This window comes from Phaeobacter sp. NW0010-22, assembly GCF_040365955.1.
GTDB lineage: Bacteria > Pseudomonadota > Alphaproteobacteria > Rhodobacterales > Rhodobacteraceae > OMPR01.
Map to the genome: position 1 here is coordinate 634271 of NZ_BAABWT010000001.1, position 19780 is coordinate 654050.

Sequence of the window (19780 nt, forward strand, 5' to 3'; positions counted from 1 at the left end):
GTCGTATTGTCGGCTTCCGCAAAGGATGAGACATGTACGTCAACCTTTTGCGGGCCTCGAGCGTGCTCTCTTTGCTGTTTCCACATGCCGCCTTGGCCGAAGATGCAATCGAATTAGACGAAATCATCATCAGCGGTGGCTTTACCCCCATTGAAGAAGCGGAATACGGGCGGTCGGCAACTGTCATCACCGCCCAAGAGATTGAAGATCGCGGCATCGCAACCGTACAAGATGCGCTGCGTGCGGTGCCCGGTGTGTCGGTCAGCGGGTCCGGTGATAGTTTTACCCAGATCCGCATCCGTGGTGGCGAGGCAAACCATACCCTCGTTCTGATTGATGGCATCCCGGCTGCGGGGGGCAATTCTGAATACATCTTTTCAGGGCTGGAGACCGCCAATATCGAACGGATCGAGGTTCTGCGCGGCCCACAATCCGTGTTTTATGGCTCAAACGCCTCATCTGGTGTGATCAACATTATCACGAAACGTGGTGGCATCGGTCAGGAATTCGGTGGCTCGGTCGAAGTCGGAGACGCGACAACTGTAACGGGCCGCTATTCGGTTCGGAACGAACTTGGTGGGGTTGCTCTCAGCCTGTCACATACAGATGACAAGGGGTACGATATTTCTGGTGACGGTGGCGAGAAAGATGAGCTCAGCCGATCGACCCTGCATTTTACCGGTGACTATATGCTCACTGAACAGTTCAAATTCGGACTGACCTTTCGCCAATCTGAAGAAGATTATGATTTTGACCGCTCGGTCTGGGGTGCCCCGACCGAAGCGGGCTATGTGGTTGATGACCCTTCGCAATTTTCGGAGCGCACTGAACGGTTGGGGAATATTTGGGGTGAATTGGAAACACTAAGCGGGCGTATGAGGCACCGCGTATCGCTAGATTACAGTGACTATAAATCCAGCAGCAATGGGGGCGCACCTACCAAAGCAGATCGCAAATCCGCACGCTATTTGTTGAGCTTTGGTTTGGACGGGCGAAGGCTCGATTCTTCGAACCACATTCTGAACGCTATTGCGGAATACCGCGAGGACAGTTCAACAACTAACCCAACCTATGCGCCTGCACGTGCCTCTTATGCGCTGGAATATCGGGGTAATTTCGACAGCGGCCTGAGCCTTCAGGGTGGCCTGCGGTATGACGACAACAAGACTTTTGAAGATGACGTCACATGGAACATCAGCGCGGCCTATATGTTGGCCTCAGGGATACGATTGCATGCCTCAGCTGGTGAAGGCAGCGTCGATCCCTTGTATTTCGAATTGTTTGCTAATTCTTGGGGGTATGTAGGCAATCCGAACCTAACCCCAGAAAAAAACCTCAGCTTTGATCTGGGGGCTGAAATCCCCTTTGCGCAGGGGCGCGGTCTTGTTGATGTGACGGTGTTTGATGAAACCCTGACCGATGAAATCACGTCTGTTTTTGATCCAGTCAGCGGAAATTTCAATTACATCAACCAAAGTGGCGACAGCACACGGCGTGGTGCCGAGGTTGCAGGTAGTTTCAAGGCCAATGACACGCTGGATCTGCGGTTAAGTTATACCTATCTGGATGCCGCAAACCCGGACGGAACCGTAGAGTGGCGGCGCCCGCGTCACGAATTGCTGCTGAGTGCCACGCAAGCCTTTATGAACGATCGCGGCCGTGTGACCGCCGATCTGCGCTATGTCGCGGACAACTATGATAACCAGTACTTTGGGTCGGCAGGCGTTCAACAACTGCCGAACTATGTCACCGTCGACGTTGCGGCGCAGTATGCCATCAACGACCGACTAAGCCTGACCGGACGCGTGACCAACCTGTTTGACAAAGAGTATTCTGATGTCTGGGGGTATGCCAAACGAGGCCGGGCATTCTATGTCGGTCTGAAAAGCACATTTTAGAATGTGTTGGCTGACCCGAATAGTTGTGGCGTCCCTGTTTTGTGGCGGGGGTGTCACGGCGCAAGAGAGGGAACAGTCGCCTCTTGCAACACCACAGCGCGTGGTGTCCATGAACTTGTGTACAGATCAGTTGGCGATGTTGCTGGCGGGGCAGGATCAGCTTTTGTCGGTGTCCTACCTCGCGCTGGACAAACGCAGTTCTGCCATGACGGACGAGGCCAAGAACTATGTCATAAATCATGGTCGTGCCGAAGAAATCTATCTCTTGCAGCCGGATCTGGTGATTGCGGGTGCGTATTCAACACGCGCGACAACCGACATGCTGCGTCGGCTGCGGGTGCCGGTTGTCGTCATCCAACCCGCGCGTTCGCTGGAGGACGTGCGTGACAGGATCATCGAGATCGGCGGCATTTTAGGACAGCAGAAGGCCGCGCGTTCTATAGTGCGCAACTACGACCGGGATCTTGAACTGGCCCGTTCCACAGGGATAAGCGAACTGCGCGCGGCTCTCTATTCTGCGCGGGGCTGGACCGCCGGAGAGGCGACACTTGCAGGGCAGATCGTACAGGCTGCCGGATTGCAAAACATCGCGCAGGAAATGGGGTTTGAACATGGGGGTGCGATGCCTCTTGAAGTGCTGGCCATGGCCGCCCCCGATCTGATCATTACGCCGGTCCCTTATGCGGGCCATTCCCGATCCGAAGAGATCCTGCAACATCCGGTTGTCGACACGTTTCAAAGAAAGAGCGCGCGCGCAGGTATGCGTGACACCGATTGGGTTTGCGGCACCCCGCATGTGGTGCGCGCAGTCGCGCGACTGGTCGAAGATCGACAGAACATTGAGAAAGGGCACGAATGATGCGTCTGGAACTTTGTCTCTTTCTGGCGATGATCGTTTTGTTCCTCGTGTCGCTTACTGTTGGACCGGCTGATGTTCCAGTCGGTGACAGCCTGCGCGCCTTGTTTGATCAAAGCTATGGCCCTTTGACCTTGGTGATGCAGGAAATTCGACTGCCACGTGCGGTTTTGGCCATCATCGTTGGGTCCGGGCTGGGCCTGGCGGGCGCGGCAATGCAGGGGTATCTGCGCAATCCGTTGGCGGAACCGGGACTTATTGGCGTGTCTGCATCCGCCGCTTTAGGGGCCGTGCTGGCCATATTTTTCGGAGTGGCGGCAAGCGCCTCTTTGGGGTTGCCATTGGCGGCTCTGGCGGGCGCTTTGGTTGGCGTTTTTCTGGTTATGACGTTGGCCGGGCCGCGCGGAGGGTCGCTTACGCTGATCCTTGCCGGGATCGCGATTTCAGCTTTGGCGGGCGCGTTGACCTCGCTTGTGTTGAACCTGTCGCCCAATCCTTTTGCCGCCAATGAAATCATATTCTGGATGATGGGGTCTCTTGCAGATCGTTCGATGCGTCATGTCTGGTTGGCCTTGCCATTTTTCCTGATCGGGGTGGGGGTAATCGCCACTACAGCACGTGGTTTAGATGCGCTGACGCTGGGCGAAGATGCTGCCGAAACCATGGGTATTGATCTGGGACGCCTTCGCCTGCTTTTGGTGTTCGGCACAGCGACCATTGTTGGGGGGACCACGGCTGTGGCTGGGGCAATCGGCTTTATCGGTCTGGTGGTTCCGCACATCTTGCGCCCTTTGGTTGGGGCAAGCCCCTCGCGCCTATTGTGGAGTTCGGCTCTTGGCGGCGCGATTATGTTGCAGCTGGCGGATATCGCTGTGCGTCTGATCCTGCCGGAACGAGATCTGAAACTGGGGGTGGTCACCGCCATTGTGGGCGCGCCTGTGTTCCTGCACCTGATCTACAAAACCCGGAGGGAGCTGCCATGAGCCTTCTGTCTGTCAACCAAATGGGGGTGACCCTGCGCCGTCGCACTGTGTTTCAGGACATCAGCTTTGATGTTCAGCCGGGGGAACTGATTGGTCTGATTGGTCCAAATGGGGCCGGAAAGAGCACACTGATGCGGGCAAGTCTTGGGTTGTTGGCCCATACCGGGACAAGCACGATCGCGCAGATGAACGCCCGCAAACGCGCTCATGCGGTGGCTTGGATGCCGCAATCCCGCGAAATCGCGTGGCCTGTATCGGTAGAGCGCATCGTCGCCCTTGGGCGCCTGCCGCATCTTGCTGCTGGGCAAAAAATGCCGCCGCAGGATCAAGCCCATGTCGAAGCCGCCACCGCGCGGCTTGGACTTGAGCGTTTGCGAAACCGCGCAGCATCGCGGCTGTCCGGTGGGGAGCAGGCGCGCACTCTGATCGCGCGATCTTTGGCGCAGGACACGCCCTTGTTGATGGCGGATGAACCTATCGCAGGTCTTGATCCGGCGCATCAAATTTCAACGATGCAGGTTTTTCGCGATCTTGCCGAAGAGGGGCGTTCGGTCGTGGTGTCGATCCATGATCTTGGGTTGGCAGCGCGCCATTGTACACGCCTGATCCTACTTGCACAGAGCCGCATCCTTGCTGATGGGCCGCCAGAACAGGTGTTGACCCCTGATCTTATGGCCTGTGCCTTTGGTATTTCGATCTGGCATCACACCACGCCCTATGGACCGGTCTTTCAACCTTTGGAAGTTGTCTCATGATTACTGTGACCTTGACCGAACCTTGGCTGGAAATGGATTTTGGCCGCGAATTGCAGGTGCTTAGTTGGGCCGTGAACAAGCCCGGATTTGCAAAGGCCAGTCGGATCCTTTGGCGCGAGGTCAATAACCGGGACCTGCCGCGTGATATGGATGTTTGTGAGTGGTTGGGTCGCGAATTACACGCGCGGGATGCACAGGATGCTGTCACCTTTTTAACCTCTCGTCGGATTACCGTATTCGAACAGTCCATTGCCCATGTTGGTCACACTACAGCCCATGCGGTTGCCACGGTTGGCTTGTCTAATGCCGAGCGGATTGGCCACCGGGTGGATTACTCGAACCGCAACTGGGGCACGATCAACATTGCCGTAAGCCTGAACCGGGGGCTGACACAAGTTGCCATGATCGAAGCGATGAGCATCGCCGTAGCCGCCCGGACCGTCGCAGTCATGGAGATGCAATTCAGCCTGCCTACGGGGGTGGCCACGGGCACAGGCACAGACTGTGTCGCCATCGCCGCGCCACGCGGGCCATCCGAATATGCCGGCATGCATACTGAAATCGGCGAAGCCATCGGGCGCGCCGTCTATGACGCAGTAAAATTAGGTGCCCAGAACTGGGGTGCCGAACAATGGGAGAAAAACAGGCGTGCTTGATCTAAACACAACTTTGTCGAACCTTTTGAACGATCAGAATACCGGCTGGAACATGGGCTCCTTTGGAGCGATTGCCGAATTTCATCACGTGGCTGGCGATACGGCTCCGGCTGAGGTCTCTGGGTTACAGCAGGCCACATCTCGTGGCGGCGTCCGCATTGATCGACTGGAAGGGGTCACGCCTGTGGCCTATGAAACGCTTAGCCCCAAACCGCACCGCTGGACACAGGCCGTGTCGTTGTGCCTGCCTGCGGCCGAGGCCGCGATGCATCAGCGTAACGTCTTGACCGAATTGGGGCCTGATGCGAATGCCCTGCGCGACACAGATCGCGACGCAATCCTGTTTGACATGGGGTTGGGCCAGTTTCAGGTCGATTTTTGCATTCGCACTGCAGACGCAGAGTTGCTTGGCGTACTGCGTGATTGCGCTGGGCAATCGCTGTTTGAGCCGGGTAATCCGGCAATGGGGGCAATTCTCAAGGCGCACCCTCATCGCGTGGCGCTGACCCGACTGGGCCGTGTCGAAGTCTATCAGATGATCGGTGGTCCGGACACAGGGGGCAAATCCCCCGAAGGTCCACACACGCACGTCCTGCCAAAACTGTTGCGGGCAGAACGGACACATTCAGCCAATACGCCGATCCCTGAGGGGCTGGTGCCATGCTGCGGTGTGCATCCCCAAAACCCGGTGATCGGACGGCTTGGCGAGGACAAGTCGTTTGTAAAAGAGGCATTCGAAATGTTTCAGGCTCTGCTCAACGGGTGGGGGCCAGAGGATTATCTTATGGGTAAAAACGCGGCTTGGTCGGGGTTGCATCGGGGCACTGCAGCGACAGAGGTAAATGAACCGACAAGCCGGATCGGGCGGGCAGGGTGGCGCAATGGCATCCGTCAATGGCGCGTTCTGCATGGCAATAGTGCTTTGCTGTCTGATTGGGCCACCGCCTTTGATCGAGATCCCGATCAGACCGATCCCGAAAATCCGGGCCATTGATCCCCAAGCCACAAACGACGGAGACCAGCCATGACTTCCACTACGCTTACCACGTTCCTTGCTACCGGCGGCCCTGCTCTGTGGGTGATTGCGGGCCTGTCCGTCGTCACGCTGAGCCTTGGGGCGTGGCGCCTTTGGGAGTTGATCTTATTGGGTGTTTGGCGACGTCCTGCCGAGGATGGCAGCACAGGGGCAACGCCCAGTGATCGGGTGGCATGTGCCGCAGTCAACGCGCTCAAGCAGCCCGAATTTGACCGCGAAATGGCAGTGAATGAAACCACACGGGTTGCCAAAGCTGAATTGCAGGAGCTTCGGCGGGGTGTACGTCCGCTGGAATTGATCGCGGCCATTGCACCTTTGGTCGGGCTATTGGGGACCGTGCTGGGCATGATCGAAGCATTCCAAGCCTTGCAGACCGCAAGAAATGGTGCGGATCCATCCGTTTTGGCCGGAGGGATCTGGGAAGCATTGCTGACCACAGCGGCGGGCATGGGGGTGGCCATTCCAGCGTCGATGCTGGCCAGTTGGTTCGAGAGCTTATCCGAGCGAGAGCAGGCGCGTATGGAGGATATTGCCGTTCGTGTCTTTAACAATACGCCGCGCGCGCAACCCGATCAGTTTCAGGCCGCTGCCTGATGCTTGCCATTTCAGCGTCACGACCCCGCAAAAGGCCCAGCCTGACACCCATGATTGATGTGGTATTCCTTTTGTTGGTCTTCTTCATGCTCGCGTCGCAATTCGGTGTTGACCGCGTTCTGTCACTGGGCGCAAGCGGCACCGAGGGCGCGTACAGCGGACGGCCCCGTTTGGTTTTGATAAAACCCGAGGGCGTGTTTTTGAACGGTGTCGGGGTTGACCTTGACGCATTGCCCAACGCGGTAGCACCGCTGACGCAGACCAAGGACGACGCCATTATCCTGAAACCGGCCTCTCAAGTGCCGCTACAGTCCCTGATGGATGTGGCTGGCGCCCTGAACCTAGGCGGATTTACCACCTTGATGGTGATGGAGTAACGCCATGGATTTCTCGACCCAACGCAAGAAACCTGCGACCGAGTCCGTGCTCCCTATGATCAACGTCGTGTTTTTGTTGTTGATTTTTTTCCTAATGACCACTCGGATTGCGCCGCATGCACCTTTTGCAGTAACGCCACCGGTCACAGCGCTTGAAACCTCATCCGAAGCGGCCCCGATCTTGTTTCTATCCGCAGAAGGGAACTTGTTCTTTGAAGGGCACACAGGCGACGCTGCATTGCATGCAGTTGGCTTGCGAGCCCAAAAAGACGCCCCTGTGACCCTGCGTGCGGATGCTGTCGTTGAGGCGGCAACGGTCGCGGCATTGTTGGCTAAATTGCGTGGTTTGGGATTTCGCAAGATCAACCTGGTGGGGCAAAACGGATGAAATCGGGTGGTCGCCTGACGCTTGTGCTGCTTTTGTCAGTCGCCGTCCACGTGTTGCCGTGGGCGCTCTGGCGCGCGGCTGGTCAACAGGCTTCTGGCGGGGGCGGGCAGGAGGCCATCACGCTTGCCGCAGTCCCCGAAAGCCTTGGGGAGATTGTCGATAAGTGGCAGGAACCGGTTGAGGTGCAGCACCAGATGGCACCGCCCCGGACTCCACCTGTGATGTCCCCTTCGCCCGTTTCACCGCGTGCGTTCCAATCCCCAGGCCTTGCCCCTATGAAACCGGTTATGAAAGCTGCAACACTGGATGCTGCGCCTCAACTGGATATACGTCCACCCAAACCGCCTAAGCCAAAACCCGCTACTAAACTGAGAGTGACGCTTAAACCCAAAGCGGCCTCGGCGCCACGAAAGGCTGAAAAAGCCAGCGGGGGTGCACAAGCCGCAGAACGGGGAAATCGGGGCAAGGCTAAAATTTCCACAGGAAACAGCGCGCGCGAAGCGTTAGTGTTGCGTCAATGGGGAAGCGTGATCCGCAGCCGCATCGAACGTCAAAAACGTCGTGCGCCGGGTGTTGGGAAGGTTCGTCTGCGCGTAGCGGTCTATCGCTCGGGAAAACTGGCTTCGATCGGGATTATCGCCAGTTCGGGGCACAAAGTTCTTGACGATGCAGCCGTTACAACCGCCAAACGCGCCCGTTTGCCAAAGGCGCCCCCAGGTGTGTCACGGGGTCCTCACACGTTCTCTCTAACGCTGCGCTATGAGAGATGACCAAGGCAATGGTTGACGCACTGGCAACGTGTAAAGCGCACAAAAAGATATTCGTTAACTGGCGCTAAATGAACTGCCTAATGAAGCCGCAGAATTAGGTGCTGATGCCGTATTTGGTGTGGGTTTTGTTTACGGCGAAATTAGTCCGACGGGAACACCCATGTTAATGCTGGTTGCTGGCGGTATAGCGGTGAAGTTGAGTAAACCAGATGGGCCGAATTGAATGGAACATGAACGGCCATTGTACCTATCTTCATGTTGAGTAAGGCATCGACCCACCATTTTAAGGCACAAAGGAGACAGGCGCATCAGGGCGCCCGTCAAGTGATTGACGGACATCTTGGCCGAACAGAACTGAGAGGATGAGCTGTTCATTGAGTGGGGGAGCTGTCACCGATACAACACATGCCTGCATCAGCCTAGACCTTCTTTGGGACCGTCGACACGTGGCTGGTTTCAAGACTGAAGCTGAAAATCCGGACTGTAGCTGCTGATTGCGCAGGCAGGACTAGTTTCAGGTGGGGTCTAAGTGATGGCAAGACGGTTGATGCGATACATCAGAAGACGCTGATTTATTTAACAATAAAATTTTTGCGAGGAGAAGTGGCAGCCCGTAGGGGAATCGAACCCCTCTTTCCAGGTTGAAAACCTGGCGTCCTAACCGATAGACGAACGGGCCACTCTTGCTGTGAGACGGCTTTTAAGGGCAATAATCGCTACCCGCAAGCGATAAAATCAGACTTTTTAAGTTTTTTTAAAAACTCCGGGTAAGTTGTTTGTTTTCAGGGCTTTGAGGTCTCTGCCGCATCATCCAAACGCAATTGGACGGTCTGCCTGCCACCCCAGGTATTGATCTCTAGACGGCCCGCGAAATGAAACCGGGCGCCGCCATGATTGCTAAGCCGTTCGCCGAGTGGAGAATCAAATGCACCGAATGCAATCGCATCAATCCCGCGCGACATGCCATCCGATAACGAGAGTTTTAGGTGGGATTCCCCGATGCGTTTGGCAAAGCGAACCTGTAAATCTGGCAAAGCATATCTGGGTGCTGCGGCCCCGGCGCCAAAGGGTCCGGCCTGCTCGATCTGGTTGATCAGATCCACCGTTGCAGCTCCGGGCATCAAGGCACCATCCAGCTTTAGGTCTGCCGGTCCACCTTCGCCCGCGCCTTGCTTTTCCAGCAATTCAGTGAGGCGTGCCATGGCGGGTTCAAGCTGATCGCGCATTACGGTCAAGCCCGCCGCCATCTTGTGACCGCCGCCTTTGGCCAGCAACCCTTCGGCGACGAGCCGTTGGATGGATGCGCCGAGATCAACACCCGAGACGGAGCGACCGGACCCTTTGCCTTCGTCGCCGTCAAAGCCAATCACAATTGCTGGGCGGTTGGCGTTTTCTTTCAGGCGGGATGCAACGATCCCAACAACACCGGGGTGCCAGCCTTCTCCGGCGGCCCAAACCAAGGGGGCTTCTAATCCGCGATCCTCGGCCTGTTCCAGTGCCGCGGCGCGGACTGCATTTTCGATGTCACGGCGTTCCGTATTAAGTTGATCCAAGCGTTCTGAAATCGCTTCGGCTTCGACCATCGAGTCCGTGCTCAGCAGGCGAGCGCCCAAGTCGGCTTTGCCAATGCGACCCCCGGCATTGACCCTTGGCCCCAGCATAAAGCCAAGGTGGTATGTGTTGGGCTGTGCGTCCATCCGCGATACATCTGAAAGCGCCACCAGACCCGGGCGTTGGCGTTGGGCCATCACCTTTAGGCCCTGACGCACCAGCGCCCGGTTTGCGTCGATCAGCGGGGCAACATCTGCAACCGTGGCCAAGGCCACAAGATCCAGCATCGCCATCAGATCCGGGCCTTTTGCTCCGGCCTCGCGCAATTGGCGCCCAGCTTCGACCAGCATCAAAAACACCACTCCGGCGGCGCAGAGATACCCTTGATCCCCGGATTCGTCCTGTCGGTTCGGGTTTACGACGGCAACACAGTCCGGAAGAGTTTCGCCTCCCAAGTGATGATCGAGAACAATGACATCCGCGCCTTTGGCCGCGGCAATGGGTTCGTGGCTCAGCGTGCCGCAATCCACGCAGATAATCAGATCATGGTTGGTGGCGAGTTTCTGCATGGCCGGTACGTTGGGGCCATACCCCTCATCGATGCGGTCGGGAACATAGAGCGTCGCTTGTAGACCCATCTGCCGCAACCAGACCAGCAGAAGTGCCGCCGAACTGCCGCCATCCACGTCATAATCGGCGAAGACTGCGATGCGTTGTTTGCGGCGTACGGCCTCTAGGAACCGCGCTGCGGCGGATTCCATATCTTTCATCAGGCGGGGATCAGGCAGCAGATCCTTTAGGGTCGGGTTCAAGAACCCTTTGGCTTCGATGGTGGGGACGCCGCGTCGGGCCAAGACCTGACAGACCGGGCGGGGCAGGTCGGTTTGTTGGACCATCATTTCAGCAGCACGTTCGATGTCGATCGAAGGGCCAACCCAACGTCTGCCCGTGAGCGAGTGTGAAACATCGAGAAAGTTCATGTTCTGCCCCTAGATATGCCAAGGCCGGACCCAATGAGGATCCGGCCAAATTATTAACCCAGAATTCGCGCGCCACAAGAAGCGGCGCTTATCGATTTCGGGGACACCGGATCAGACCGGAGTGCGATACTGCATCCGACGGACAGAGCCGGTTTTCGAACGCATCAGCAACGTGGTGGTTTCAACCCAACCCGGCTGACGCTTGATTGGGGGCAACAGCGAGCCACCAGTTACGCCAGTCGCAGCAAAGATAACGTCGGCGGTGACCATTTCATCCCGTGTGTAAACGCGGTCGAAATCGGTGATGCCCGCTTTGGTGGCGCGACCACGTTCGTCGTCGTTGCGGAACAACAGGCGACCAAAGATCTGACCACCCATACATTTCAGAGCCGCAGCAGCCAAAACACCCTCGGGTGCGCCACCGGATCCCATGTACATGTCGATGCCTGTGATTTCGCTTTCGGCACAGTGCATGACGCCTGCAACGTCACCATCGGTGATCAGGCGAATTGCGGCACCCGTTTCGCGGACTTCTGCGATCATGGCTTCGTGACGGGGGCGTTCCAGAATGCAGACGGTGATGTCTGAAGGGGCGCAACCCTTGGCTTTGGCCAACGCTTCGACGCGCTCTTTTGGGGACATGTCCAGCGAAACAACGCCATCTGCAAAACCCGGGCCAATGGCCAGTTTATCCATATACGTGTCAGGTGCGTGCAGCATCGAACCACGAGGTCCCATTGCGATCACGGTCAACGCGTTGGGCATGTCTTTTGCGGTCAGCGTGGTGCCTTCGAGCGGGTCGAGGGCGATGTCAACGCCGGGGCCTTTGCCTGTGCCGACTTCTTCGCCAATGAACAACATTGGGGCTTCGTCACGTTCGCCTTCACCAATCACCACCACGCCAGCAATATCCAGCAGGTTCAATTGTTCGCGCATGGCGTTGACTGCGGCCTGATCAGCGGCCTTCTCGTCTCCACGACCCACCAGCGAAGCGGAGGCCAGAGCGGCTTGTTCTGCAACGCGGGCAAGGCCCAGGGAAAGCATGCGATCGTTAAAGTCGATGTCCGAAGAGCTCATATTCAATTTCCTTTGGTCACGAAGACAGTTGTATTCGGCATACCCCGGTCAGGACGATCCGTGCAAGGGGGATCAAACTCTGGGGTGAGGGGGCGCGCAATGTCAGGTCAAACCTCTTCGATGCGCAGGGCGACAGGGTCCAGAGCGACAACATCGGTGTCACCAAGAGTGGCAAGGGCGATGTCCAACGCCGCACGGGTGGTTTTGTGCGTGACGATCAAGACCGGAGCGGTCCCGTTGGTATGCCCATATTGGCGCATACGATCGATCGAGACACCCGCATCCCCCAAGATCGCGGCAACTTTGGCCAATGCGCCGGGTTTGTCCAGCAGCGCGGTGCGCAGGTAGTAGGGCGCAGGTAGGCCAGTGCGGGCCGGTTGTGCGGCTTCTAGCATTGTAGCGGGTTGCCCAAAGGTCGGGATCCGCAGGCCACGGGCGATATCGCAAATGTCACCCAGTACCGCGCTGGCTGTGGGGCCTTCACCGGCACCGGGACCGCGCAGAACAACCTGCTCAACAGCATCGCCTTCGAGGACAACCATGTTGGTGCCCCCTTCAAGCTGCCCGAGGGGGGAATTCACAGGCACAAGGCAGGGCTGCATCCGCTGCTCAAGGCCACGCGCAGATCGCTGAGCAACGCCGAGCAATTTGATGCGATAGCCCATGTCGGCCGCTTGGTGGATATCTTCCAACGTGATGCGCTGGATGCCTTCGATGTCGATGCCGTCAAAGTTGGGCTTTGTGCCAAAGGCGATTGACGACAGAATGGCGAGCTTGTGCGCCGCATCAATGCCGCCCACATCCAGATTTGGATCTGCTTCCAGATAGCCAAGTTCAGCGCATTCATCAAACAGCGCATTATAGCCTTGGCCTTTGGCTTCCATGTTTGTCAGGATGTAGTTGCAGGTCCCGTTCATGACGCCCATGACACGGGTAATTTCGTTTCCAGCCAGACCTTCGGTCAGTGATTTGATCACCGGGATACCACCTGCAACAGCGGCCTCATACCGGATTACCTGACCGGCAGCTTCGGCCTGTTCAGCAAGGGCTTGGCCGTGAATGGCGAGCAAGGCTTTGTTGGCGGTGACAACGTCTTTGCCAGCCGCCAAAGCGGCCTCGGTTGCGTCTTTGGCCGTGCCTTCGGACCCGCCCATCAATTCGACGAACACGTCGACATCGTCACGTTTTGCCAAAGCGACAGCATCGGTTTCCCACGCGTAGCCAGCCAGGCTGACACCGCGATCTTTTTCCGCATCGCGCGCACAAACGGCGGTGATTTCGATCTTACGCCCGGTGCGTGCTTCCAGCATGGCAGCCTGTCGGCGGATGATCTTAACAACCCCCACGCCGACGGTCCCCAAACCTGCAATTCCAAGCCGCAGAGTCTGTGTCATCGTGTGGGTCCTTCTGTTTTTATGAAAGTGAGCCCGCGCACAGGCCAGTGGTCGGGGGTGCCTTAGCGGGTTCGGCGCTTGGGTGCAACGGATCAGATGCGGTTACTGACTGATCCCAGTGTTCAGCCGGTCCCGTGTGGTGTCATCAACCACCGAAGCTTGCAATTGGGTGGCACGATTGCGCAGCCGTTCACGGCGCCCGACGAGTTCGTTTTGCAATTTGGAGGCTTCATCTTCCGGGTCTACGGCCGGTCCGAGGGCCGTGTCCAGCGGAACAAGATCTGGGAAATCGGCTTTGCTCATGTCTGCAGTGACCGTGTCTTTGAGCTCGGGCACTTGGGTGCAAGCCGCCAGCAGGGCGAGAAAAACAATGGAAAGCCGCACACTCATATCAATCTCTTTGCCACAACGCATGTCCGTTGATGCCTGTTTATGATGGGTGGTGCAAGACTGCTTGTTCGTCCGTCATAAGGCACGAAAGTGCGATGAAACAAATAATCTAGCAGGAAGCAGGGGGGGTGAGATGAACCTTTTAGTCTCCCCACTAAAAGATCCACCTCAAGGCGTGTGAGTGATGGCCTCGCCTTCATCAAATGTAGGTGAATACGTTGGGCCGCGAAATGGCGAAGCGGGATAGATTACCTATCCTAAAGTATAGAAAGACTACTCTAAAGAGACGGATTGGCGTAGTTTTCCAGTTGTTTTGTCAAAGATCAGGATACGATTGTCATCTGTAACCACCGCGTACCAGTTCGATCCAATGGTCACAGCTTGGGCGCTGGCCCCATTCGGCAAAGTGATATCTTTGGGTAAGGTGGGGGTCCTGTCAGACAAGCGGATGACAATCAGTGCAAATGTGATTAGAACGCCGCCAATCATCACCGCCGTCAAGAGCATCACAAGGCGTCTCAGCAGTTTCAGTTGCGGCGTTTCCTGTGGTTCAGGATCAGAAGGGATCGTCATGGGCACCCGCCAGATAGAATTTGTTATCGCGGCTTCACCGCCGTCACGTCTTGATAAGGCGCTTTCGCGGGATGTTCCAGCCGAGGCGACTTTGTCACGCACCAGATTGGCGCGATTAATCGAAGCGGGCGGTGTTTCCATCAACGGGGTGGTCGTAACAGACGCCAAGGCCAAAGTGGCTGAGGATGCGCAAGTCCTGATCACGGTGGAAGAAGCCGAAGAGAGCCACATTGGCCCCGAAGACATCCCGTTGGCTGTTGTGTTCGAAGATGACGATCTGATCGTGGTGAATAAACCGGCTGGGATGGTTGTGCATCCCGCGCCCGGATCCCCCAATGGGACGTTGGTAAATGCGCTTTTGCACCATTGTGGTGCTGATTTATCTGGCGTCGGGGGGGTGAAACGCCCCGGTATCGTGCATCGGATTGATAAAGAAACCAGCGGCTTGTTGGTCGTTGCTAAATCCGATGCTGCGCATCAGGGACTTGCTGCCCAATTTGAGGCGCACACAGTCGAGCGTTACTATCAGGCGCTTTGTTATGGTGTTCCCGAAGCCAGTGATCCCCGTTTGCGTGGGATCCGGGGGGCCAGTTTTGAGGCGGGGAACATCCTGCGGATGACAACGCAATTGGCGCGGCACAAAACAGACCGTCAGCGTCAGGCTGTTCTGTTCGAAGGGGGGCGCCATGCCGTGACCCGGGCGCGGATTGTTGAACCGTTTGGGGTGCCGCCTGTGGTGACATTGATTGAATGCTGGCTTGAGACCGGTCGCACGCATCAGATCCGGGTGCATATGGCCCACGCAGGGCATGGGCTTCTTGGGGACCCGACCTATGGGGGCAAGCGCAAACTGCCAGCCAAGGCCCTGTCTGTCGAAGCAGCGCAGGCGATCCGTGATTTCCCGCGCCAAGCTTTGCATGCGGCGGTTTTGGGGTTTGAACACCCCGTCAGTGGGGAGCATCTGCGGTTCGAGGCCCCGATTCCATCCGATATGTCTGATCTGATTGATCTATTGAGACGCCCAGCGGCACAGTGATGTCATCAAGCGCACATATGTGTGAGATACCAATTCTCATGTTTTCTTAATGTAAGCTTAATCGCAATATAGTAGCCCAGATACTTGAAAGGGCAACATAGGTGACCCATATCCTATGTTAAGTCCTTAAACATTTAAGGGAGGGACAAGAAAATGGCTAATTACGCAAATCTCCCCGTTCCGACGCCTGAAGGCGGTTTGAACCGTTACATGCAGGAAATTCGTAAGTTTCCTCTGTTGGAACCCGAAGAAGAATACATGCTGGCTAAGCGCTGGGTCGAAGAGCAGGACACCAAGTCCGCTCATAAGATGGTGACATCGCATCTGCGCTTGGCTGCAAAAATCGCGATGGGATATCGTGGCTATGGTTTGCCACAGGCCGAAGTTGTGTCTGAGGCCAATGTGGGCCTGATGCAGGCGGTCAAACGGTTCGACCCTGAAAAAGGCTTCCGTTTGTCGACCTATGCGATGTGGTGGATCCGAGCCTCGATCCAGGAATATATCCTGCGGTCTTGGTCTTTGGTGAAACTTGGCACGACCAGCGCGCAGAAGAAGTTGTTTTTCAACCTGCGCAAAGCCAAATCCCGTATTGGTGCCTTGGAAGAGGGCGACCTGCGCCCTGAAAACGTCAAACGGATTGCGACCGATCTGGGTGTGACCGAGGCCGAAGTAATCAGCATGAACCGACGGATGTCGGGCGGGGATGCGTCGTTGAACGCGACCGTCGGATCCGAAGGCGAAGGCACAATGCAATGGCAGGATTGGCTGGAAGACGAGGATGCGGATCAGGCAGGCGATTACGAAGCCCGTGACGAGCTGGAATCGCGCCGCGAGTTGCTAGCCCTTTCGCTTGAGGTTCTGAATGATCGTGAAAAGGACATTCTGACCCAACGGCGCCTGTCGGAACAGGCCGTGACGCTGGAAGATTTGAGTGGCCAATACAACGTCAGCCGTGAACGTATTCGTCAGATCGAAGTGCGTGCCTTTGAAAAGCTGCAAAAGAAAATGCGCGAATTGGCGCGTGAACGCGGGATGCTGAACAAAGTCTGATCCCTTGATACATTAAGAGAAAGCCCATCGTGCAACCGCGCGGTGGGCTTTTTGCTGCGCTGGGCGCAATCTGTGCGATATATGTTTTGGGGGATTTGGTCGTCATTTTGTACGGAAATGTCGGCGCGAGTTATTTGAACTCAGCGAAATGTCGATAGCGTTCTTGGAGATAAAACCTTCACCTAGACTGCGCCGGGATCAAAGGACTGCCGAAATGCCTAATCTGCTTGATCCATTTCAGTTGAAACATCTGACCTTACGCAATTGCATCGTCAGCACGTCACATGCGCCCAATTATGTGGAAGATGGTCACCCACGGGATCGGTATCGGCTGTATCACGAAGAAAAAGCCAAAGGTGGCGTTGCACTGACGATGATTGGGGGATCAACCAATATCGCTCCTGACAGTCCCTCGGTTTTTGGGCAGCTGTATGCGGGGGACGACAGTATCATCCCTTGGTTTCAAAAGCTGACGGAGGGCGTCCATTCTCATGGTGCAGCTGTCATGTGTCAGATCACCCATATGGGACGGCGGACCGCTTGGGATGATGGGCATTGGCTGCCTGTTCTTGCACCGTCAGCTGTGCGGGAACGGGCGCACAGAGCGTTCCCCAAAGTGATGGAACAACACGACATAGATCGGGTGATTTCAGATTTCGCTGCCGCCGCGCGGCGGTGTCAGCAGGGCGGTTTTGATGGTATCGAATTGCTCTCGCATTCGCATTTGTTGGGTCAGTTCCTATCGCCCCTCACCAATCACCGTGACGATGCTTATGGCGGGTCTCTTGCGAACCGGCTGAGGCTGACGTTGCTGGTGTTAGAGGCGGTGCGTGCTGAGGTGGGGCCGGAGTTTATCATTTCGATGCGGGTGACCGGGGATGAATTGACCCAAGGTGGGCTGAGTGCAGATGACTGTGTTGAGGTGGCAAAATTGTTGGAACAGTCCCAGCAGGTCGATTTGCTCAACATTCTTGCGGGCGCGCCTTATGACGATCTGGGACTGGCGGAATGGGTCCGCCCGATGGGGATACCGGCCGCACCACACATCAGTGTAGCGGGGCGGATCAGAGCAGCGGTTGATATTCCGGTGCTGCATGCGGGAGGCATTGCCGACATTGCGACGGCGCAACACGCTGTATCGGGGGGGCATGTAGATCTGGTGGGGATGACGCGGGCGCAGATGGCGGATCCTTATTTGGTCGCCAAACTTGAACGCGGCGAGGAAGAGCGCATTCGCCCCTGTGTCGGGCTGGGATATTGTGTGGACCGGGTCAATCAAGGCAAGCCAGCGGTTTGCGGGCACAACGCGGCCACCGGGCGGGAAGAGATTTTGCCGCATGATATTACGCCAAGCAATGCGCCGAAAAAGGTGGTCATCGTTGGCGGCGGGCCGGGTGGGTTGGAAGCCGCTCGGGTGAGCGCCCTGCGAGGGCATGAGGTCGTGCTGTTCGAGGCCTCAGACCGTTTGGGGGGGCAGCTTGGCCTTGCGGCCAAGGGAACAACACGCCGTCAAATCTGGGGCGTTGCGGATTGGTTGATTTCAGAGATCGAAGCGCTGAATGTGACGATCCGATTGAATAGTTACGTCGAAGCAAGCGATGTGCTTGCCGAAAGCCCGGACCTTGTGATCATCGCCACTGGCGGGTGGCCCGAACCGTTGGCAATTCCGGGGGCGGACCTTGCGATTTCCAGTTGGGATGTTCTGTCAGGCGAAGTCCGCATTTCGGGCCGCGTTCTGCTGTTCGATGAAATCGGGGATCATCCTGCTGCGGTGACTGCAAATGTGATGTCATCAGCAGGCCATTGCGTCGAGCTGGTAAGCCCTGATCGTGCGCTGCTACATGATCTGGGTCCGACGACGAGTGCGGTTGCCCTGCGCGATCTGGCGGCGAAAGGGGTTACGTTCACTTGTCTGGAAGAACTTGCCGAGCTGTCTCGGCAAGGAAACCAAATCGTTGCGCGGCTGCGTCATGTCCTGACCGGCGCAATGAGTGAGCGTCTGGTTGATCACGTGGTGCTTGAACATGGGTTAACGCCGATGGACGCATTGTATCATGATCTAAAGCCCAACTCGCGCAACCTTGGGCAGGTTGATCAGGCAGCGATGATCACAGGGGCATTCCCGTTCGAAGACCTTGAGCAGAACAATCCGTTCTATTTGGCCCGCGTCGGCGATGCGGTTGCGAGTCGGAATATGCATGCCGCCATTTTTGATGCGCTGCGTGTGTGCCATGCCTTTTGATTGGGCGTAAACCCAACAGCGTGATCTAGCCTGACATCAGGGCAGCGGGTCCGTTTGGTACAGCCGGACTTTTAAACCACCATGTGCGACTGGCGCCGCAAGAGGTTTGAAGGGAAGCCCTGTGGCTTTGGCCAGAGAAGGTTCGTTTGTGATAATGCCCACTCGCCATCCTGAAAAGCGAGACAAGAGCGCCTTGCCCAAAGACCCATGCAGGGCAAAGAGGTGTTTTTTGTCACCGATCCGGCCCCCATACGGCGGGTTCACGATGACCAAGCCCTTGGGGCCTTTGGGCGGGGATATTTCACCGGCGCTGTGTTCGTTGAACTGGGTCAGCGCGGTGATGCCGGCCCGCTCTGCGTTGGCGCGGCTGTTGCGGATGGCCCCTGCATCGCGATCAGACCCGTAAAACTGAACCGAAACCGCGTTGGGTTCTGACTGTTTCTGCAGGTTTGCCCATGTTTCGGCGTCAAAGGTCGCCAGATCCTCAAATGCAAAATGGCGGGATCGGCCGGGGAGGAGGCCAGCCGCAATCTCGGCCGCCTCGATAACAAACGTGCCCGAGCCACACATCGGGTCCAGTACAGGTTCGGTCCCGTCATACCCACACTGACGCAGAAACAGGGCTGCCATGTTTTCGCGCATGGGGGCTTTGCCAACCGCTTCTTTATGACCGCGTTTGTGCAGCAACTCGCCTGATGTATCGACGCTAAGCGTGCAGAGGTCATCTTCGATACGGACCTTGATGCAGACCTGAGCCTCGGAAGAGATTGGCGCGCCGAGCTCTTGCGTAATGGCACGTTCGATGCGTTCAGCGGCGGCGCCAGCGTGATAAATGCGGGACTTTTTGCAGGTGACATCGACGCGGACCGGGATATCCGGGCGCAGGATCTCGTGCCATGCGAATTCGCGGGATAACGTATCCAGCTGCGCCAAATGCGTGACTTTGAACGATCCGATGCGCGCCAGCACGCGCGCAGCGCCGCGCAGCATCAGATTTGCCCGCCAGACATCCGCCCAGTTGCCACGAAAGCGTACGCCGCCTTCGGTTGCTTTTGCCTTGCGAAAACCAAGGTCTAGCGCTTCGTCCCGTAAGGCCAGTTCAAGACCGGGCGAGACAACAAGGAAGATTTCAAATTTGCGATGCATGTTCATCCTGTCCCTCTAGCGACAAAGG

General features: G+C 56.9%; 20 protein-coding genes and 1 tRNA gene. 14 read left to right on the plus strand and 7 right to left on the minus strand.

Translation table 11 applies throughout. The features are described 5' to 3' along the window. Positions 1-32: 32 nt before the first annotated feature. The 11 genes from ABWV33_RS02875 (at position 33) to ABWV33_RS02925 (ending at position 8536) form a co-directional block, all read left to right on the plus strand. Positions 33-1898 carry a TonB-dependent receptor plug domain-containing protein gene (locus tag ABWV33_RS02875; RefSeq protein WP_353329048.1) on the plus strand — a complete coding sequence of 622 codons (1866 nt, stop codon included), beginning with the start codon at positions 33-35 and terminating at the stop codon, positions 1896-1898. 109 nt (positions 1899-2007) lie between these two features. Beyond that, a complete protein-coding gene (locus ABWV33_RS02880) occupies positions 2008-2757 on the plus strand; it encodes an ABC transporter substrate-binding protein (RefSeq protein WP_353329049.1) in 750 nt (249 codons plus the stop codon). Beyond that, positions 2754-3737 (plus strand): FecCD family ABC transporter permease, encoded by a 984-nt coding sequence (locus ABWV33_RS02885; protein WP_353329050.1) that lies wholly within the window; start codon positions 2754-2756, stop codon positions 3735-3737. Before ABWV33_RS02880 ends, ABWV33_RS02885 begins: the two co-directional genes overlap by 4 nt. Continuing rightward, positions 3734-4492 (plus strand): ABC transporter ATP-binding protein, encoded by a 759-nt coding sequence (locus ABWV33_RS02890; RefSeq protein ID WP_353329051.1) that lies wholly within the window; start codon positions 3734-3736, stop codon positions 4490-4492. The genes ABWV33_RS02885 and ABWV33_RS02890 overlap by 4 nt, the downstream gene beginning before the upstream one ends. Further along, positions 4489-5148 (plus strand): adenosylcobinamide amidohydrolase, encoded by a 660-nt coding sequence (locus ABWV33_RS02895; RefSeq protein WP_353329052.1) that lies wholly within the window; start codon positions 4489-4491, stop codon positions 5146-5148. The genes ABWV33_RS02890 and ABWV33_RS02895 overlap by 4 nt, the downstream gene beginning before the upstream one ends. Further along, positions 5141-6142 carry a DUF6925 family protein gene (locus ABWV33_RS02900; protein WP_353329053.1) on the plus strand — a complete coding sequence of 334 codons (1002 nt, stop codon included), beginning with the start codon at positions 5141-5143 and terminating at the stop codon, positions 6140-6142. Before ABWV33_RS02895 ends, ABWV33_RS02900 begins: the two co-directional genes overlap by 8 nt. Before the next feature lie 30 nt (positions 6143-6172). Beyond that, positions 6173-6778 (plus strand): MotA/TolQ/ExbB proton channel family protein, encoded by a 606-nt coding sequence (locus ABWV33_RS02905; RefSeq protein WP_353329054.1) that lies wholly within the window; start codon positions 6173-6175, stop codon positions 6776-6778. Next, positions 6778-7155: an ExbD/TolR family protein gene (locus ABWV33_RS02910; protein WP_353329055.1), complete on the plus strand. Its 378-nt coding sequence runs from the start codon at positions 6778-6780 to the stop codon at positions 7153-7155. The genes ABWV33_RS02905 and ABWV33_RS02910 overlap by 1 nt, the downstream gene beginning before the upstream one ends. A gap of 4 nt (positions 7156-7159) precedes the next feature. Then, complete coding sequence (locus ABWV33_RS02915) at positions 7160-7543, plus strand: ExbD/TolR family protein (RefSeq protein ID WP_353329056.1); 384 nt, start codon at positions 7160-7162, stop codon at positions 7541-7543. Next, positions 7540-8313: an energy transducer TonB family protein gene (locus tag ABWV33_RS02920; RefSeq protein WP_353329057.1), complete on the plus strand. Its 774-nt coding sequence runs from the start codon at positions 7540-7542 to the stop codon at positions 8311-8313. The genes ABWV33_RS02915 and ABWV33_RS02920 overlap by 4 nt, the downstream gene beginning before the upstream one ends. 73 nt (positions 8314-8386) lie before the next feature. Further along, on the plus strand, positions 8387-8536 hold the full coding sequence (locus ABWV33_RS02925) for a heavy metal-binding domain-containing protein (protein WP_353329232.1): 150 nt from the start codon (positions 8387-8389) through the stop codon (positions 8534-8536). 381 nt (positions 8537-8917) lie between these two features. Here the strand turns inward: ABWV33_RS02925 and ABWV33_RS02930 are convergent. From ABWV33_RS02930 to ABWV33_RS02955, 6 genes are all read right to left on the minus strand, one after another. Beyond that, a tRNA-Glu gene (locus ABWV33_RS02930) sits at positions 8918-8992 on the minus strand. 103 nt (positions 8993-9095) lie between these two features. Next, complete coding sequence (gene recJ / locus ABWV33_RS02935; protein ID WP_353329058.1) at positions 9096-10844, minus strand: single-stranded-DNA-specific exonuclease RecJ; 1749 nt, start codon at positions 10842-10844, stop codon at positions 9096-9098. Between the two features lie 111 nt (positions 10845-10955). After that, positions 10956-11921, minus strand: a complete 966-nt coding sequence (gene glpX / locus ABWV33_RS02940) for a class II fructose-bisphosphatase (RefSeq protein ID WP_174217180.1) — start codon at positions 11919-11921, stop codon at positions 10956-10958. Positions 11922-12028: 107 nt separating this feature from the next. Next, entirely contained in the window at positions 12029-13315 is a 1287-nt protein-coding gene (locus ABWV33_RS02945) for a homoserine dehydrogenase (RefSeq protein WP_113825774.1), read from the minus strand. 102 nt (positions 13316-13417) lie between these two features. Then, complete coding sequence (locus ABWV33_RS02950; protein WP_121996754.1) at positions 13418-13705, minus strand: hypothetical protein; 288 nt, start codon at positions 13703-13705, stop codon at positions 13418-13420. A 273-nt stretch (positions 13706-13978) separates the two neighbouring features. Then, positions 13979-14278, minus strand: a complete 300-nt coding sequence (locus ABWV33_RS02955; protein WP_113825776.1) for a DUF6476 family protein — start codon at positions 14276-14278, stop codon at positions 13979-13981. Between ABWV33_RS02955 and ABWV33_RS02960 the strand changes: the two genes are divergently transcribed. The 3 genes from ABWV33_RS02960 (at position 14277) to ABWV33_RS02970 (ending at position 18606) form a co-directional block, all read left to right on the plus strand. After that, the gene (locus tag ABWV33_RS02960) at positions 14277-15314 is read left to right on the plus strand and encodes an RluA family pseudouridine synthase (RefSeq protein ID WP_353329059.1); all 1038 of its coding nucleotides are present in this window, start codon (positions 14277-14279) and stop codon (positions 15312-15314) included. The genes ABWV33_RS02955 and ABWV33_RS02960 overlap by 2 nt on opposite strands. Positions 15315-15467: 153 nt before the next feature. Continuing rightward, positions 15468-16364 carry an RNA polymerase sigma factor RpoH gene (gene rpoH, locus ABWV33_RS02965; protein WP_113825778.1) on the plus strand — a complete coding sequence of 299 codons (897 nt, stop codon included), beginning with the start codon at positions 15468-15470 and terminating at the stop codon, positions 16362-16364. Positions 16365-16578: 214 nt separating this feature from the next. Then, positions 16579-18606: an oxidoreductase gene (locus ABWV33_RS02970; RefSeq protein WP_353329060.1), complete on the plus strand. Its 2028-nt coding sequence runs from the start codon at positions 16579-16581 to the stop codon at positions 18604-18606. Between the two features lie 36 nt (positions 18607-18642). On the opposite strand, the gene ABWV33_RS02975 is transcribed toward ABWV33_RS02970, so the two are convergent. Then, positions 18643-19758: a THUMP domain-containing class I SAM-dependent RNA methyltransferase gene (locus ABWV33_RS02975; protein WP_353329061.1), complete on the minus strand. Its 1116-nt coding sequence runs from the start codon at positions 19756-19758 to the stop codon at positions 18643-18645. Positions 19759-19780: the final 22 nt, after the last annotated feature.

What these genes read in the sequence shown, in the direction of transcription:
- ABWV33_RS02875 (WP_353329048.1), top strand. Translation starts at nt 33, where the DNA reads ATGTACGTCAACCTTTTGCGGGCCTCGAGCGTGCTCTCTTTGCTGTTT.
- ABWV33_RS02880 (WP_353329049.1), top strand. Translation starts at nt 2,008, where the DNA reads ATGAACTTGTGTACAGATCAGTTGGCGATGTTGCTGGCGGGGCAGGAT.
- ABWV33_RS02885 (WP_353329050.1), top strand. Translation starts at nt 2,754, where the DNA reads ATGATGCGTCTGGAACTTTGTCTCTTTCTGGCGATGATCGTTTTGTTC.
- ABWV33_RS02890 (WP_353329051.1), top strand. Translation starts at nt 3,734, where the DNA reads ATGAGCCTTCTGTCTGTCAACCAAATGGGGGTGACCCTGCGCCGTCGC.
- ABWV33_RS02895 (WP_353329052.1), top strand. Translation starts at nt 4,489, where the DNA reads ATGATTACTGTGACCTTGACCGAACCTTGGCTGGAAATGGATTTTGGC.
- ABWV33_RS02905 (WP_353329054.1), top strand. Translation starts at nt 6,173, where the DNA reads ATGACTTCCACTACGCTTACCACGTTCCTTGCTACCGGCGGCCCTGCT.
- ABWV33_RS02910 (WP_353329055.1), top strand. Translation starts at nt 6,778, where the DNA reads ATGCTTGCCATTTCAGCGTCACGACCCCGCAAAAGGCCCAGCCTGACA.
- ABWV33_RS02915 (WP_353329056.1), top strand. Translation starts at nt 7,160, where the DNA reads ATGGATTTCTCGACCCAACGCAAGAAACCTGCGACCGAGTCCGTGCTC.
- ABWV33_RS02920 (WP_353329057.1), top strand. Translation starts at nt 7,540, where the DNA reads ATGAAATCGGGTGGTCGCCTGACGCTTGTGCTGCTTTTGTCAGTCGCC.
- recJ (WP_353329058.1), bottom strand. Translation starts at nt 10,844, where the DNA reads ATGAACTTTCTCGATGTTTCACACTCGCTCACGGGCAGACGTTGGGTT.
- glpX (WP_174217180.1), bottom strand. Translation starts at nt 11,921, where the DNA reads ATGAGCTCTTCGGACATCGACTTTAACGATCGCATGCTTTCCCTGGGC.
- ABWV33_RS02945 (WP_113825774.1), bottom strand. Translation starts at nt 13,315, where the DNA reads ATGACACAGACTCTGCGGCTTGGAATTGCAGGTTTGGGGACCGTCGGC.
- ABWV33_RS02950 (WP_121996754.1), bottom strand. Translation starts at nt 13,705, where the DNA reads ATGAGTGTGCGGCTTTCCATTGTTTTTCTCGCCCTGCTGGCGGCTTGC.
- ABWV33_RS02960 (WP_353329059.1), top strand. Translation starts at nt 14,277, where the DNA reads ATGGGCACCCGCCAGATAGAATTTGTTATCGCGGCTTCACCGCCGTCA.
- ABWV33_RS02955 (WP_113825776.1), bottom strand. Translation starts at nt 14,278, where the DNA reads ATGACGATCCCTTCTGATCCTGAACCACAGGAAACGCCGCAACTGAAA.
- rpoH (WP_113825778.1), top strand. Translation starts at nt 15,468, where the DNA reads ATGGCTAATTACGCAAATCTCCCCGTTCCGACGCCTGAAGGCGGTTTG.
- ABWV33_RS02970 (WP_353329060.1), top strand. Translation starts at nt 16,579, where the DNA reads ATGCCTAATCTGCTTGATCCATTTCAGTTGAAACATCTGACCTTACGC.
- ABWV33_RS02975 (WP_353329061.1), bottom strand. Translation starts at nt 19,758, where the DNA reads ATGAACATGCATCGCAAATTTGAAATCTTCCTTGTTGTCTCGCCCGGT.